The sequence below is a fragment of the Streptomyces sp. NPDC029169 genome (assembly GCF_055563935.1).
Window position 1 is genome coordinate 26,032 of record NZ_JBVHXA010000021.1, and the last position, 12,498, is coordinate 38,529.

General features: G+C 71.7%; 15 protein-coding genes and 1 pseudogene. 12 read left to right on the plus strand and 4 right to left on the minus strand.

Annotation, left to right across the window (positions count from 1 at the left end; all coding sequences use genetic code 11):
• Nucleotides 1–14 precede the first annotated feature (14 nt).
• From ACZ4VI_RS30635 to ACZ4VI_RS30660, 6 genes are all read left to right on the plus strand, one after another.
• Nucleotides 15–425 carry a RidA family protein gene (locus ACZ4VI_RS30635; RefSeq protein ID WP_468004488.1) on the plus strand — a complete coding sequence of 137 codons (411 nt, stop codon included), beginning with the start codon at nucleotides 15–17 and terminating at the stop codon, nucleotides 423–425.
• A gap of 113 nt (nucleotides 426–538) precedes the next feature.
• Nucleotides 539–973, plus strand: a complete 435-nt coding sequence (locus tag ACZ4VI_RS30640; protein ID WP_468004490.1) for a hypothetical protein — start codon at nucleotides 539–541, stop codon at nucleotides 971–973.
• A 234-nt stretch (nucleotides 974–1,207) separates the two neighbouring features.
• Nucleotides 1,208–2,266 carry an ATP-binding cassette domain-containing protein gene (locus tag ACZ4VI_RS30645; protein ID WP_468004492.1) on the plus strand — a complete coding sequence of 353 codons (1,059 nt, stop codon included), beginning with the start codon at nucleotides 1,208–1,210 and terminating at the stop codon, nucleotides 2,264–2,266.
• Entirely contained in the window at nucleotides 2,263–3,129 is an 867-nt protein-coding gene (locus ACZ4VI_RS30650) for an ABC transporter permease (RefSeq protein WP_468004494.1), read from the plus strand. The genes ACZ4VI_RS30645 and ACZ4VI_RS30650 overlap by 4 nt, the downstream gene beginning before the upstream one ends.
• A 58-nt stretch (nucleotides 3,130–3,187) precedes the next feature.
• Nucleotides 3,188–3,451: a CopG family transcriptional regulator gene (locus ACZ4VI_RS30655; RefSeq protein WP_468004496.1), complete on the plus strand. Its 264-nt coding sequence runs from the start codon at nucleotides 3,188–3,190 to the stop codon at nucleotides 3,449–3,451.
• On the plus strand, nucleotides 3,448–3,870 hold the full coding sequence (locus ACZ4VI_RS30660; protein ID WP_468004498.1) for a PIN domain-containing protein: 423 nt from the start codon (nucleotides 3,448–3,450) through the stop codon (nucleotides 3,868–3,870). The genes ACZ4VI_RS30655 and ACZ4VI_RS30660 overlap by 4 nt, the downstream gene beginning before the upstream one ends.
• Nucleotides 3,871–3,892: 22 nt before the next feature.
• Here ACZ4VI_RS30660 and ACZ4VI_RS30665 read toward each other — a convergent pair.
• Nucleotides 3,893–4,995, minus strand: a pseudogene (locus ACZ4VI_RS30665) (LLM class flavin-dependent oxidoreductase).
• Nucleotides 4,996–5,106: 111 nt separating this feature from the next.
• On the opposite strand from ACZ4VI_RS30665, the gene ACZ4VI_RS30670 reads away from it, so the two are divergent.
• From ACZ4VI_RS30670 to cobM, 3 genes are read left to right on the plus strand one after another with little or no spacing between them, the layout of a single operon-like run.
• The gene (locus tag ACZ4VI_RS30670; protein WP_329118674.1) at nucleotides 5,107–5,235 is read left to right on the plus strand and encodes a DUF6126 family protein; all 129 of its coding nucleotides are present in this window, start codon (nucleotides 5,107–5,109) and stop codon (nucleotides 5,233–5,235) included.
• 43 nt (nucleotides 5,236–5,278) lie between these two features.
• Nucleotides 5,279–6,526 carry a precorrin-6y C5,15-methyltransferase (decarboxylating) subunit CbiE gene (gene cbiE / locus ACZ4VI_RS30675; RefSeq protein ID WP_468004500.1) on the plus strand — a complete coding sequence of 416 codons (1,248 nt, stop codon included), beginning with the start codon at nucleotides 5,279–5,281 and terminating at the stop codon, nucleotides 6,524–6,526.
• Nucleotides 6,523–7,272: a precorrin-4 C(11)-methyltransferase gene (gene cobM, locus ACZ4VI_RS30680; RefSeq protein ID WP_468004502.1), complete on the plus strand. Its 750-nt coding sequence runs from the start codon at nucleotides 6,523–6,525 to the stop codon at nucleotides 7,270–7,272. Before cbiE ends, cobM begins: the two co-directional genes overlap by 4 nt.
• Nucleotides 7,273–7,369: 97 nt before the next feature.
• On the opposite strand, the gene ACZ4VI_RS30685 is transcribed toward cobM, so the two are convergent.
• The gene (locus ACZ4VI_RS30685) at nucleotides 7,370–7,444 is read right to left on the minus strand and encodes a 50S ribosomal protein bL37 (RefSeq protein WP_099895366.1); all 75 of its coding nucleotides are present in this window, start codon (nucleotides 7,442–7,444) and stop codon (nucleotides 7,370–7,372) included.
• Nucleotides 7,445–7,548: 104 nt separating this feature from the next.
• Between ACZ4VI_RS30685 and ACZ4VI_RS30690 the strand changes: the two genes are divergently transcribed.
• On the plus strand, nucleotides 7,549–8,223 hold the full coding sequence (locus ACZ4VI_RS30690; RefSeq protein ID WP_468004504.1) for a hypothetical protein: 675 nt from the start codon (nucleotides 7,549–7,551) through the stop codon (nucleotides 8,221–8,223).
• 37 nt (nucleotides 8,224–8,260) lie between these two features.
• On the opposite strand, the gene ACZ4VI_RS30695 is transcribed toward ACZ4VI_RS30690, so the two are convergent.
• Entirely contained in the window at nucleotides 8,261–9,379 is a 1,119-nt protein-coding gene (locus ACZ4VI_RS30695) for a cobalt-precorrin-5B (C(1))-methyltransferase (RefSeq protein WP_468004506.1), read from the minus strand.
• Nucleotides 9,380–9,391: 12 nt separating this feature from the next.
• Between ACZ4VI_RS30695 and ACZ4VI_RS30700 the strand changes: the two genes are divergently transcribed.
• On the plus strand, nucleotides 9,392–10,126 hold the full coding sequence (locus ACZ4VI_RS30700; protein WP_468004508.1) for a cobalt-precorrin-6A reductase: 735 nt from the start codon (nucleotides 9,392–9,394) through the stop codon (nucleotides 10,124–10,126).
• Here the strand turns inward: ACZ4VI_RS30700 and ACZ4VI_RS30705 are convergent.
• Nucleotides 10,116–11,816, minus strand: a complete 1,701-nt coding sequence (locus ACZ4VI_RS30705) for a fibronectin type III domain-containing protein (RefSeq protein ID WP_468004510.1) — start codon at nucleotides 11,814–11,816, stop codon at nucleotides 10,116–10,118. The two genes, ACZ4VI_RS30700 and ACZ4VI_RS30705, sit on opposite strands and share 11 nt — an antisense overlap.
• Before the next feature lie 233 nt (nucleotides 11,817–12,049).
• On the opposite strand from ACZ4VI_RS30705, the gene ACZ4VI_RS30710 reads away from it, so the two are divergent.
• Complete coding sequence (locus tag ACZ4VI_RS30710) at nucleotides 12,050–12,481, plus strand: SRPBCC family protein (RefSeq protein WP_468004511.1); 432 nt, start codon at nucleotides 12,050–12,052, stop codon at nucleotides 12,479–12,481.
• Nucleotides 12,482–12,498: the final 17 nt, after the last annotated feature.

A 12,498-nucleotide genomic window follows, 5' to 3' on the forward strand; every position in this document is an offset into this window, starting at 1 on the left:
GAAGGACCCCACCCATGAGCACCGACCAGCGCACGATCACCAACCCGGCCACGCTCCACGACCCCACCCCCTTCGGCTACAGCCACGCGGCCTCCGCCCCCGGCGAGCTCGTCTTCATCGGCGGCCAGTACGCCTCCGACGAGACCGGCGCCCCCGTCCCCGGGGACTTCGCCGCCCAGGTCGAGCTGGCCTTCACCAACCTCCGGCACGCCCTCGAAGGCGTCGGCCTCGGCTTCGAGCACGTCGTGCGCCTCGGTACGTACATCGTCGATCACGACCTCGCGAAGCTGGAGGTGCTGGGCAAGGCGCTCTACGGCGCCTTCGGCTCGCGGCTGCCCGCGCAGACGCTCAGCGGCGTCGCCGCCCTGGCGCTGCCCGGGATGCTCTTCGAGATCGACGCGGTCGCCGTCCGTCCGGCGGCCTGATCCAGTTGCGGGGGCAGGGGCTCCGGGTGTGCCCTTGAGGGTGCACGGGTGCGTGGCTGCAAGCGCGCACCGGTGCAAGCGTGCAGGGGGGCGAGAGTGAAGGAGCTCCTGCCATGGCCGCACACGCAGCATTGCCCACCCGGATGCACCCGAGTACGCACGGCTGGGGTCTGCCCCTCACACTGGGCTTCGCCTACGGCTTCTACGCGGCGGCCATCCAGCGCGAAGGCGGCGTCATCACCTGGGGCCAGGTCCTGCTCGGAGTGGTCTCAGGCGCGGTGCTCGCCGGGGCGGTGTACGCGCTGCGGCAGTGGGGCAGGGCCCTGCCGAGGGAGCTGCGCGCAACCGCCTGGGCCGTGCTCGCCGGCTGCGCGATCGGCTTCCTGCTCAGCGTGTCCGACGCCAGCATCCTGTCCGGGGTGGTCCTGGGCCTCGTGGTGGCCGGGCCCACGTTCCTGGCCACGTTCTACTGGTTCTACACGCACGAGGACGTGTCCGGCCGCCCCACGCCCCCGGGAGCGGACCGCACCCCTGCCCGCCGCCAGTAGTACGCGAACGCGGCGGCCGTGAGCAGCGGGGCCCAGGCGATCAGCGGCAGGTAGCAGGCGTGGAACAGGACTCCTGGCCGCGCGCGGAGACGGGGAGGAACGGGCCGTCCCCGCTCAGCGGCCCGAGCTCCCCACCCGTACGCGGAGAACGGAATCGTCCCCTGGCATCCGGGCCACGCCCGTCGGAGACTGGGTGGAACGGACCCGCATCCGGCAGCCCGGGGAGGCACCCGCATGACCGACCTCGCCATCGAGACCGAGGGCCTGGTCAAGGTCTTCGGCACGAACCGGGCCGTCGACGGCATCGATCTGCGTGTCCCGGCCGGCACCGTCTACGGCGTCCTCGGCCCCAACGGCGCGGGCAAGACCACCGCCGTGAAGATGCTGGCCACCCTCCTCAGACCCGACGGCGGCCGGGCCAGCGTCTTCGGCAAGGACGTCGTCAAGGACGCCGACACCGTACGCGGCCGGGTCAGCCTCACCGGCCAGTACGCCTCCGTCGACGAGGACCTCACCGGCACCGAGAACCTCGTCCTGCTCGGCAGGCTCCTCGGCCACAGCCGGCCAGCCGCCCGGGAGCGTTCGGCGCAGCTGCTCGCCGCGTTCGGGCTCGCGGAGGCCGCCGACAAGCAGATCAAGAACTACTCGGGCGGCATGCGGCGCCGTATCGACATCGCCGCGTCCATCCTCAACACCCCCGACCTGCTGTTCCTCGACGAACCGACCACCGGCCTCGACCCGCGCAGCCGCAACCAGGTCTGGGACATCGTCCGGGCGGTCGTCGCCCAGGGCACGACCGTCCTGCTGACGACCCAGTACCTGGACGAGGCGGACCACCTGGCCTCCCGTATCGCCGTCATCGACCACGGGAAGGTGATCGCGGAGGGGACGAAGGGCGAGCTGAAGGCGTCCGTCGGCTCGGGATCGGTGCACGTACGGCTCCGGGACCCCGAGCAGCGCCCGGAGGCCGAGCGGGTCCTCGCGGGCTGCCTGAAGGCCACCGTCCAGCTCGACCCGGACCCGGTCGCGCTCACCGCCACCGTGAACGGCCACGGCACGGACCTCGGCGCCGCCGAACAGGCCGCGCGGGCGCTGGCGGAGCTGGCGCGGGCCGGGATCACGGTCGACAACTTCGGGCTCGGGCAGCCCAGCCTCGACGAGGTGTTCCTGGCACTGACGGACAGGCCCGCCGACGGGAAAGGGCTGACGGACCGTACCGCCGACGGGAAAGGCGAGAAGGGGCTGACGGACCGTACCGCCGACGGAAGTGACCCGAAAGGAACGACCGCATGACCACCGTCACCACCGGCAAGGACACGCGGACCGCCGACGCCCTCGACTTCGTCGCCCCGAAGCCGGACGAGCTGGCTTCCCTCCTCATCGGCCAGGAGCGCCCGCCGCGTCCCAGCGCGCTCTCCGCGTCGCTGACCTTCGGCTGGCGGGCCATGCTGAAGATCAAGCACGTGCCGGAGCAGCTGTTCGACGTGACGGCGTTCCCGATCATGATGGTGCTGATGTACACGTACCTCTTCGGGGGCGCGCTGGCCGGCTCGGTCTCGGCGTACATCCAGTTCCTGCTGCCGGGCATCCTCGTGATGAGCGTCGTGATGATCACGATGTACACGGGCGTCTCGGTCAACACCGACATCGAGAAGGGCGTCTTCGACCGCTTCCGTACGCTGCCGATCTGGCGGCCCGCACCGATGGTCGGCTATCTGCTCGGCGACGTCGTCCGCTATCTGATCGCCTCGGCGGTCATGCTGACCGTCGGCATGATCATCGGCTACCGGCCGGACGGCGGCGTCGTAGGCGTGCTGCTCGGGGTCGCGCTGCTGCTGGTGTTCTCGTTCGCGTTCTCGTGGATCTGGACCATGTTCGGGCTGATGCTGCGCAGCGAGAAGTCGGTCATGGGCGTCAGCATGATGGTGATCTTCCCGCTCACCTTCCTGTCCAACGTCTTCGTGGACCCGAGCACGATGCCGGGCTGGCTGCAGGCGTTCGTCAACAACAGCCCGGTGACGCATCTGGCGACGGCAGTACGGGAGTTGATGGCCGGGAACTGGCCGGCGGCCGACATCGCCTGGTCGCTGGGGTGGTCGGCCCTGTTCGTGGTGGTCTTCGGGGCGGTCACGATGCGGCTCTACAACCGCAAGTGACGAGAAGCGGCCCGCTCGGGGCCACCCGGCGGGGAGGATGATCAGTAGGATGGGGGGCATGAGCGAGCCTACCGGTAAGTACTCGATCACCATGCCCCGCGACATCGCCGAAGCCGCCCGCGCGCGCAGCGGTCCTTCTGGGCTGTCGGCGTACGTTGCCGCGGCTGTCGCCCGGCAGATCGAACGGGACAACCTCAACGAACTCATCGCGGTCGCCGAGGCCGAGCACGGACCCATCGGGGAGGAAGAGATCCAGGCCAAGCGCGATCAACTCCAGCGCGCCCGCGAGGCTCAGGGCCGCCGCGGGGCGGACGCCGCGTGACGCCCTCGTCCGCCTCGTCCGCCCTGCCGGGCGGCACGTTGGTCCTCGACAGCGAGGGACTGGCCAAGGCCGTCCTGCGCGACCGGGACGTGACGGGCTGGCTTGCCTTGGCCAGGGCCGAAGACCTGCGCGTGATCACGAGCGCGGCCACGCTCGTCGAAGTCGTCCATCCTCGGATCAAACGTCCGGCCCTCGAGTGGACGCTGTCGCGCATCGTCGTCGAACCGGTCAGCGAGTCCGTCGCCCGCCGCGCCGCCGCTCTCCTCGCCGACGCGGGGCTCCATGGGCACAAGTACGCCATCGACGCGATGCTCTCCGCGACCGCCCTCGCCGCCCCCGGGCCCGTGACCGTCCTCACCTCCGACCCGGAGGACCTCACGGCCCTGTGCGGAGACCGTGTCACCGTGATCAAGGTCTGAGGCGTCGGCTCAGCCGAAACGGTCAGCGCACGGCGGGGTGGAGCGGGGCGGTCTCCGGGACGCCGGCCGACCGCAGGCTGGCGAACTCCTTGCGCAGGACGGGGACGACCTCCTCGCCGAGGATGTCGAGCTGCTCCAGGACGGTCTTCAGGGGCAGTCCCGCGTGGTCCACCAGGAAGAGCTGACGCTGATAGTCGCCGACGTACTCCCGGAAGGACAGGGTGCGTTCGATGACCTCCTGCGGGGAGCCGACGGTCAGCGGGGTCTCCCGGCTGAACTCCTCCAGGGACGGACCGTGGCCGTAGACGGGCGCGTTGTCGAAGTACGGGCGGAACTCCCGTACCGCGTCCTGGGAGTTCTTCCGCATGAAGACCTGCCCGCCGAGGCCCACGATGGCCTGCTCGGGGGTGCCGTGGCCGTAGTGCGCGTACCGCTGGCGGTAGAGGCGGACCATCTTCTCGGTGTGCTGCTTGGGCCAGAAGATGTGGTTGGCGAAGAAGCCGTCGCCGTAGTACGCGGCCTGCTCGGCGATCTCCGGATAGGGGTCTCCCCTGCTCGAGCGGAGCCGAGAGCTTGGGGAAGGATGGAGCCGTGCCAGACGAACGGCGGGACGCCGTCCAGCGGGCGGGGGGTGGAGGTGAAGCCCTGGAGGGCGGTACGGAACTTCCCCTCCCAGTCGACGACGTCCTCCCTCCACAGCCTGTGGAGGAGCGCGTAGTTCTCGATGGCGAGCGGGATGCCCTGGCGGATGTCCTGGCCGAACCACGGATACACCGGGCCGGTGTTGCCGCGGCCCATCATCAGATCGACGCGCCCGTCGGCGAGGTGCTGGAGGGTGGCGTAGTCCTCGGCGATCTTCACCGGGTCGTTGGTGGTGATCAGCGTCGTGGAGGTGGAGAGGATCAGTCGCTCCGTGCGGGCCGCGATGTGCCCGAGGAGGGTGGTCGGGGAGGACGGCACGAACGGCGGGTTGTGGTGCTCGCCGGTCGCGAAGACGTCGAGACCGACCTCCTCGGCCTTGAGCGCGATGGCGACCGTGTTCTTGATCCGCTCGTGCTCGCTGGGGGTGCGGCCGGTCGTGGGGTCGGTCGTCACGTCGCCGACGGTGAAGATCCCGAACTGCATCGTGCTCACCTCTCGCCTGGGGGTTTTGGGCTCCCCTTGTGGTTGAATCGTAAACTACCTGTGGGAACGGTGCGCCTCCCTGCCCTATTCCCGCCCCGTACGCTGGTGTCCATGTCCGACTACGAGCGCTGGAAAGAACGCGGCGTCCTCCTGCGCGTCTTCGTGTACGTCTTCGCCACGCACGCCTTCGCGGGCTTCGTCTGGCTGCTCTTCTACGTGGGTCAGAACGCCCAGAAGTAGCCGCTCCCAAGGGCTCCCGAGGGCTCCCGTAGAGTTCGCGGACGTGAGTACCGTTCCTCCCGCCCCTCCCGCTGCGATATCGGTCGTCGGCATCGGCGCGGACGGCTGGGACGGCCTTCCCGCGCTTTCCCGCCGCGTCCTGTGCTCCGCCGAGGTCCTGATCGGCGGCCCCCGACAGCTCGGCCTGCTGCCCGCCGCCGAGTGCCCCGGTGAGCGGATCCCCTGGCCGTCACCGCTCCGGCCCGCCGTGCCGGGGCTCCTCGCCGCCCACGAGGGTCGGCGGATCGCGGTCCTCGCCAGTGGGGACCCGATGTTCTACGGGATCGGCCGCACGCTCGTCGAGACGGTGGGCGCCGACCGGCTCGACGTCCTGCCGCACCCCTCCTCCGTCTCGTACGCCTGCGCCCGCCTCGGCTGGCCCGTGGAGGCCGTGCAAACGGTCTCGCTGGTGGGCCGGGCCCTCGCCGGGCTCTCCGCGTCTCTGCACGACGGCTGCCGACTGCTCGTCCTGAGCGCCGACGGTACGACTCCCGCCGCCGTCGCGGGGCTGCTGCGGGAGAAGGGCTTCGGCGAGACCCGGATGCGGGTCCTGGAGCAGCTCGGCTCGGAGCGCGAGCGGATCGTGGACGGCACGGCGGAGACCTGGTCCCACGACCGGGTCGACCCCCTCAACGTCATCGCCCTCGACCTCGTGCGCTCCCCCGACGCGCTCCGGCTCGGCGCCGTACCCGGTCTTCCGGACGAGGCGTACGAGCACGACGGCCAGCTCACCAAGCGGTACGTACGGGCAGCGACGCTCGCCGCGCTCGCGCCCGCGCCCGGGGAGCTGCTCTGGGACATCGGCGGCGGCTCGGGTTCGATCGGCATCGAGTGGATGCGTACGGACCGGTCCTGCCGGGCGATCGCCGTCGAGAAGTCCCCTGAGCGGGCCTCCCGCATCGCCCGCAACGCCGCCGCCCTCGGCGTCCCCGCGCTCCAGGTCGTCACCGCGGCGGCCCCCGAGGGTCTCGCCGCGCTCCCCACCCCCGACGCGGTGTTCATCGGCGGCGGGCTGACGGCACCCGGCCTGCTCGACGCCTGCTGGGACGCGCTGCCGGTCGGCGGCCGGCTGGTCGCCAACACGGTGACGCTGGAGTCCGAGGCGCTGCTCGCGCGGTGGTACGGCGAGCACGGCGGGGAGCTGGTCCGGCTCGCCGTCGCCCAGGCCGTCCCCGTGGGCGGCTTCACCGGCTGGCGCCAGGCCATGCCCGTCACGCAGTGGTCCGTAACGAAATCGGGAGTTCGAGCATGACCGTCTACTTCATCGGCGCGGGCCCGGGCGCGGCCGACCTGATCACCCTGCGGGGCGCCCGTACGCTGGCGGCCTGCGGCGTGTGTCTGTACGCGGGCTCTCTGGTGCCGCGCGAGCTGCTCGCCGAGTGCCCGCCGGACGCGCGGCTCGTCGACACGGCGGACCTGGACCTGGACCGGATCGTCGCCGAGATCGTCCGCGCCCACGAGGCCGGGCAGGACGTGGCGCGGCTCCACTCGGGCGACCCGTCGGTCTTCAGCGCGGTCGCGGAGCAGATGCGGCGCCTCGACGCGCTGGACATTCCGTACGAGGTCGTGCCGGGCGTCCCGGCGTTCGCGGCGGCGGCCGCGGCGCTGAAGCGGGAGCTGACCGTCCCGACCGTGGGCCAGACGGTCATCCTGACCCGCATCGCCCAGCAGGCCACCCCGATGCCGGAGGGCGAGGACCTGGCGACCCTCGGCCGCAGCGGGGCGCTCCTGGTGCTGCACCTGGCGGCGCGGTACGCCGACCGGGTGGTCGCCGAGCTGCTGCCGCACTACGGCGCGGACTGCCCGGCGGCGGTCGTGGCGATGGCCAGCCGCCCGGACGAGGTGGTGCTGCGGGGCACGCTGGAGGACATCGCTGCGCAGATGAAGGAAGCCGGCATCACGAAGACGGCGGTGATCCTGGTCGGCCGCACGCTGGCGGCCTCGCAGTTCCGCGACAGCCACCTCTACGACCCGGCGCGGGAGCGGCACGTCTGCTGACGACCGAGGCCGGGCCCACGCGGGACCGGCCGCGCCACGTCTGCTGACGACCGAGGCCGGGCCCCTCGCGGGACCCGGCCTCAGTCACCACCACGTCTCAGGCGTTGGGCCGCTTCCCGTGGTTCGCCTTCTTCTTCTTGCGGGCCCGCTTCTTGTTGCCACGCTTCGCCATGGGACTCCCTCTCGATCGGGGTTGCGCCGTGGCAAGCCTAGGTTCGCGGGGGTGCGGGCCGCATCCGCTGAACGGCTGTCGGTGGCGTGGGCTTAGATGGCCGCGTGACCGTACATGACGTGGCCCGGGCGCTTCCGGGCATCGGTGAGCTGCGAGACCACTGCCGGGCCTTGGCGCTTCTGGACGCCGTCCTGAGCCCGGAGTGGGACGGCAGGTACTACTCCTTCGACTCCCGGTGGTCCGAGACCGAGGAGATGGCCTCGATGCGGGACGGTCAGGGTAGCGAGTACGCGATCGTCTTCTCCCCGGCCGGGGCGTACATACGCGGCTTCGACCACAGGTCGCCCATGAGCCCCTACGCGCTGTTCACGGAGCCCCGGCCCTGGCCGGGCGTGCTCGAGTCGGTGCCCGAGGTGTTCCGGCCGTACGTGGACGAGCCGGCGTTCTCGGACGAGAACGGCGTCCCGGTCGTGACCGCCTGCCTCTGGCGGGAGACGGCGGACACGGCCTGGCACGCGGGCGCGATCGACTTCCCCGGCGAGGGGGACGGCGAACCGGACGGCTCGGACGTCCTCTTCGAGCTGCTCCTCGACCGCTCGGCCGAGGCGTACGCGGAGTGGGCCACGGACTACTACGAGACGCCCGTCGCCCTCGACGCCGTACGGCACGTCATGGCGCTGCGCCCGCTGACGAAGGATCTCGTCGCCGCCCTCAATCCGGAGACCGAGCTGGCCGAACTTTCCGACGACCTCGCGGAGATCGGCTACCCGACCGCCTGACTGATCGAGGACGGCCGGGGCCTGTGAGGTGGGGGCGTTACGGGCCCGCCACCGAGGAGCGGCCTACCACCGTGCCCGCGCGGTCGATGCAGATGACGTCGACCGCGACCGGGGCGCCGCGGAGGACCGTGAGGGCCTCGTCGCGGGCTCGGGCGGCCACCAGGTCGCCGAGGGGGACGCCTGCGGACTCGCAGAGGCGGAGGGCCGCCAGGCCCGTGTTCGCCGTGGCGATCTCCGCCGCCAGAGGCTCCGACGCGCCGCCCGTGCGGGCCAGGTCCGCGAGGAACGGCTTGTCGACCTGGGAGCGGGCCGAGTGGAGGTCCAGGTGGCCCGCCGCCAGCTTGGAGAGCTTGGCGAAGCCGCCGCAGATCGTGAGCCGGTCGACCGGGTGGCGGCGGATGTACTTCAGGACCGCGCCCGCGAAGTCGCCCATGTCGAGCAGGGCGATCTCCGGCAGGTCGTAGAGCGTCGTCACCGTCTTCTCCGAGGTGGAGCCGGTGCAGCCCGCCACATGCGTCAGGCCCGCCGCGCGGGCCACGTCCACGCCACGGCGGATGGAGTCGATCCAGGCCGAGCAGGAGTACGGCACGACGATCCCGGTCGTTCCCAGGATCGACAGGCCGCCGAGGATCCCGATCCGCGGGTTCCAGGTGGAGCGGGCGATCTCCTCGCCGTGGTCGACCGAGACCGTGATCTCCACGTCGCCGCCGCCCCCGTGCGCCGCCGCGACCTCCGCCACGTGCTCGCGCATCATCTGCCGCGGGACCGGGTTGATCGCCGGTTCGCCGACCTCCAGGGGCAGGCCCGGCAGCGTCACCGTACCGACGCCGGGACCGGCCCGGAACACGACGCCGGAGCCCGCCGGGAGGATCCGTACCGTCGAGCGGATCAGCGCGCCGTGCGTGACGTCCGGGTCGTCGCCCGCGTCCTTCACGATCGCCGCCATCGCGTGGCCCGCCGTCAGCTCCTCGGCCGCCAGCGCGAACGCCGGACGCCCGCCCTTCGGCAGCGTGATCGTCACCGGGTCGGGGAACTCGCCCGTCAGCAGCGCCGTGTACGCGGCCGTCGTCGCCGCCGTCGCGCAGGCACCGGTCGTCCAGCCGGGGCGCAGACCGGTGTGCTTGAGTTGTGCGTCGCGCCCGCCGCCTGCACTCATGAAAGGGCTCCCGTGCACGTACTCATTCTCGGCGGGACCACCGAGGCCCGCGCCCTCGCCGAGCGGATCCATACGAACGTACGCGTCACCAGTTCCCTCGCCGGCCGCGTCGCCGCCCCCCGGCTGCCCGCCGGGGAGGTCCGGATCGGCGGGTTCGGCGGCGTCGAGGGGCTCGTGGACTGGGTGCGCGAGCACCACGTGGACGCGGTCATCGACGCCACCCATCCCTTCGCGGAGAACATCAGTTTCAACGCGGCCGCGGCGGCCGCCACCGCCCATGTTCCCCTGCTGGCCCTGCGCCGCCCCGGCTGGGTCCCGCAGGCCGGCGACGACTGGCACCTGGTGGCCTCCCTCGCGGAGGCGGCGCGGGCCCTGGACGGCCTGGGTGAGCGGGTGTTCCTGACAACCGGGCGGATGGGACTCGCGGCCTTCGCCGACTGCCTCCAGTGGTTCCTCGTACGGTCCGTGGACGCCCCCGAACCCCCGGTGCCCGCCCGCACCGAAGTCCTCCTGGACCGGGGCCCGTTCACCCTCGACGGCGAGCGGGATCTGCTCGGCCGGTACGCCATCGACGTCCTGGTTACGAAGGACAGCGGCGGCGCGGCGACGGCCCCCAAGCTGACGGCCGCGCGGGAGGCCGGCATCCCGGTCGTGGTCGTCCGCCGCCCGCCCGTCCCGGAGGGCGTCCCCGTGGCGGCGACCCCCGAGGAGGCCGCCGCCTGGGTGGCCGGACTCGTTACTCGGTAGGAGGCGCGCCCAGCTCGGTCACCTGGACCCAGGACACGTCGTTGATGTCCGTGGCCAGGGTGTTGCCCCACTCGTCCACGGCCGCGAGGGCGAACATGACCGTCTCGCCGTCGGGCGTGGCCGGGTAGAGGTGGGAGGTCTGATCCTTGCCGATGTACGCGACCTGACGGAAGATCCACACACCGCCGCCGGGGGACTCGTCGTCCGGGTACCAGTCGCCGCGGTAGAGGTCGTACCGCCGCAGGTCGGGCTCCGTGTTCGGCTCCCACTCCAGAAGCACGCCGTCCTCGCGCGCCGTCGCCTTCAGGCCGGTGACGGGCGCCGGGGCGACGAGGTCGCCGTCGGTCGTGGCGGAGGCCGACGTGGAGACGGGGGACTCGTTGCCCGCCCGGTCCACGGCGCTCACCGTGTACGTGTACGTGGTTCCGTGAGCGACCATCATGTCCGTGTAGGAGCTGCTCTGGAGGGCCATGTCGTGCCGGTACGGGTAGCCGTTGCGGTAGAGGCGGTACCCGACAACGTCCGTGCTCGTTGACGGCGTCCACTGGAGGGCGATGCCATTGCGCGGCTCGAACACCGCCGTCAGGCCCGTCGGCGCCGCAGGCGCGTAGTCGCCGCGCGTCGCGGACACCGTGGACCGCGACGAGGCGTTCCCGGCCGCGTCCACTGCGGAGACCCAGTAGGTGTAGCCGGTCCGCTCGGTGGCGGAAGTGTCCGTCCAGGCGGGGGTGGTGACCGTGGCGACCTGGGTGACGGGCTCGGGCACGTCGGACGTCGTCTGACGCTGCCGGAAGACGGCGTACTTCGCCGCCCCGGACACCGGTTGCCACGCCAGTGCCAGCCCGCTCTGCGCGTCGGTCGCCGTCAGCCCGCCCGGCGCCGCCGGTGCCGTCCGGTCCACGCTCGCGACCGTCAGGTCCGCGCTGCCGACCGACTCCAGGCCCGCCTTGTCGACGGCGCGGACCTCGTAGAGGAACGATTCGCCGGTGGCGGGCGGGTAGTTCACGTACGAGGTGCCCGTGACCAGGCCCGTACCGCTGACCTTCGCCCAGGACGTCGTGGCCAGGCGGCGGTAGACGCGGTAGCCGGCGAGGTCCATCTCCTTGTTCGCGGCCCACCGCAGCGTCGCCTTGTTGGCGACCCGGTCGTACGCGACCGAGGCGCCGGTCGGTGCGAGGGGCTTGACCGTGTCGACGGTGGCCGCGGTGCGCGGTGCGTAGGAGAAGCTGACGTTCGCGTTGCCCGTCCAGGCCACGTAGTCCACGCGGATGGTGTGGCGTCCGGCCGGGATGGAGAGGTTGACGGTCTTGTACTGCGTCGTGGAGACGTTCCGCCACAGGTCGATCTTGCGCACCCCGTCGACGTACACGCGGATGCCGTCCTGCGTCGCGGCGGAGAACGCGAACGGTCCGCCGGAGCCGAAGTCGCGGGTGACGGACCAGCGGACGGAGAAGTCGTCCCTGGGCAGGGTGACGCCGGCCGGGTCGCCGGTGCCGTAGTTCTCGGCGATGGCGGCATCGCAGGCGGTCAGCTTGGGTGTGCCGCTGAACGAGGTGTTGGCGTAGTACTGCGCCGTCCAGACCGGGGACGTGCAGGTGACGGCCGCGGAGGCCGGGGTGGCGGTGAGCAGACCGCCGGCGGCGGCGAGCGCGGCCGTCGTGGCCAGCGCGCTCAGCCGGGTACGAGTCATCACAGAGAGAAGGGCCCTTTCCGGACCGACACGAAACGAATGAGGTGTGGGGGAAGGGGAAGGGAAGGCGGTGCGGGTGGGGCCGGTGATCCGCCGGAGGGGGACTCTACCGCCCTCGACCGGGCCGCGACCAGGGGTTTCGGCGGGGGCGCGGCCCCCTGGCGTACTCCTCGAATTCCCGGGAAGGCGCCGAAGAGGAAACCGAACCGATGCGAAGCGAACCGAGGTGCACGATGAGCACTCTCGAAGAGCAGATCGATGTCGACGCGCCGATCCAGGCGGCATGGGACGGCCTTCACCGCGTGGAGGCGTATCCGCAGTTCCTCGAAGGAGTCCGGGAGGCGCGCCCGGAGGGCGAGACCCGGGCGCGCCTGAGTACGGACATGGGCGGCCGGACGCAGGAGATCGAGGCCGAGATCACCGACCGTGACGAGGAGCGCACGATGCGGTGGAAGACCACGAGTGGTCCCGAGATGTCGGGATCCTTCTCGCTGCTGCCCATCGACAAGGAGCACACCCGGGTCCAGGCCCGGGTCGAGTACGACCCGGGCACCGTCAAGGACGCCTTCGGCGGACCGAAGGGCTTCGCCCAGGTGCAGGCGATGGAGCGGCTCGTACGGAGCGACCTGGAGCACTTCAAGGAGCTGGTGGAACAGAAGCGGTGACCTGAGCCCTACGCCTC

Excerpts from the sequence above, each read along its gene's own strand:
- ACZ4VI_RS30655 (WP_468004496.1), top strand. The coding sequence starts at position 3,188 with ATGAGCGAGCCTACCGGTAAGTACTCGATCACCATGCCCCGCGACATC.
- ACZ4VI_RS30650 (WP_468004494.1), top strand. The coding sequence starts at position 2,263 with ATGACCACCGTCACCACCGGCAAGGACACGCGGACCGCCGACGCCCTC.
- ACZ4VI_RS30635 (WP_468004488.1), top strand. The coding sequence starts at position 15 with ATGAGCACCGACCAGCGCACGATCACCAACCCGGCCACGCTCCACGAC.
- ACZ4VI_RS30710 (WP_468004511.1), top strand. The coding sequence starts at position 12,050 with ATGAGCACTCTCGAAGAGCAGATCGATGTCGACGCGCCGATCCAGGCG.
- ACZ4VI_RS30645 (WP_468004492.1), top strand. The coding sequence starts at position 1,208 with ATGACCGACCTCGCCATCGAGACCGAGGGCCTGGTCAAGGTCTTCGGC.
- cobM (WP_468004502.1), top strand. The coding sequence starts at position 6,523 with ATGACCGTCTACTTCATCGGCGCGGGCCCGGGCGCGGCCGACCTGATC.
- ACZ4VI_RS30640 (WP_468004490.1), top strand. The coding sequence starts at position 539 with ATGGCCGCACACGCAGCATTGCCCACCCGGATGCACCCGAGTACGCAC.
- ACZ4VI_RS30670 (WP_329118674.1), top strand. The coding sequence starts at position 5,107 with ATGTCCGACTACGAGCGCTGGAAAGAACGCGGCGTCCTCCTGCGCGTC.
- ACZ4VI_RS30695 (WP_468004506.1), bottom strand. The coding sequence starts at position 9,379 with ATGAGTGCAGGCGGCGGGCGCGACGCACAACTCAAGCACACCGGTCTG.
- ACZ4VI_RS30705 (WP_468004510.1), bottom strand. The coding sequence starts at position 11,816 with ATGACTCGTACCCGGCTGAGCGCGCTGGCCACGACGGCCGCGCTCGCC.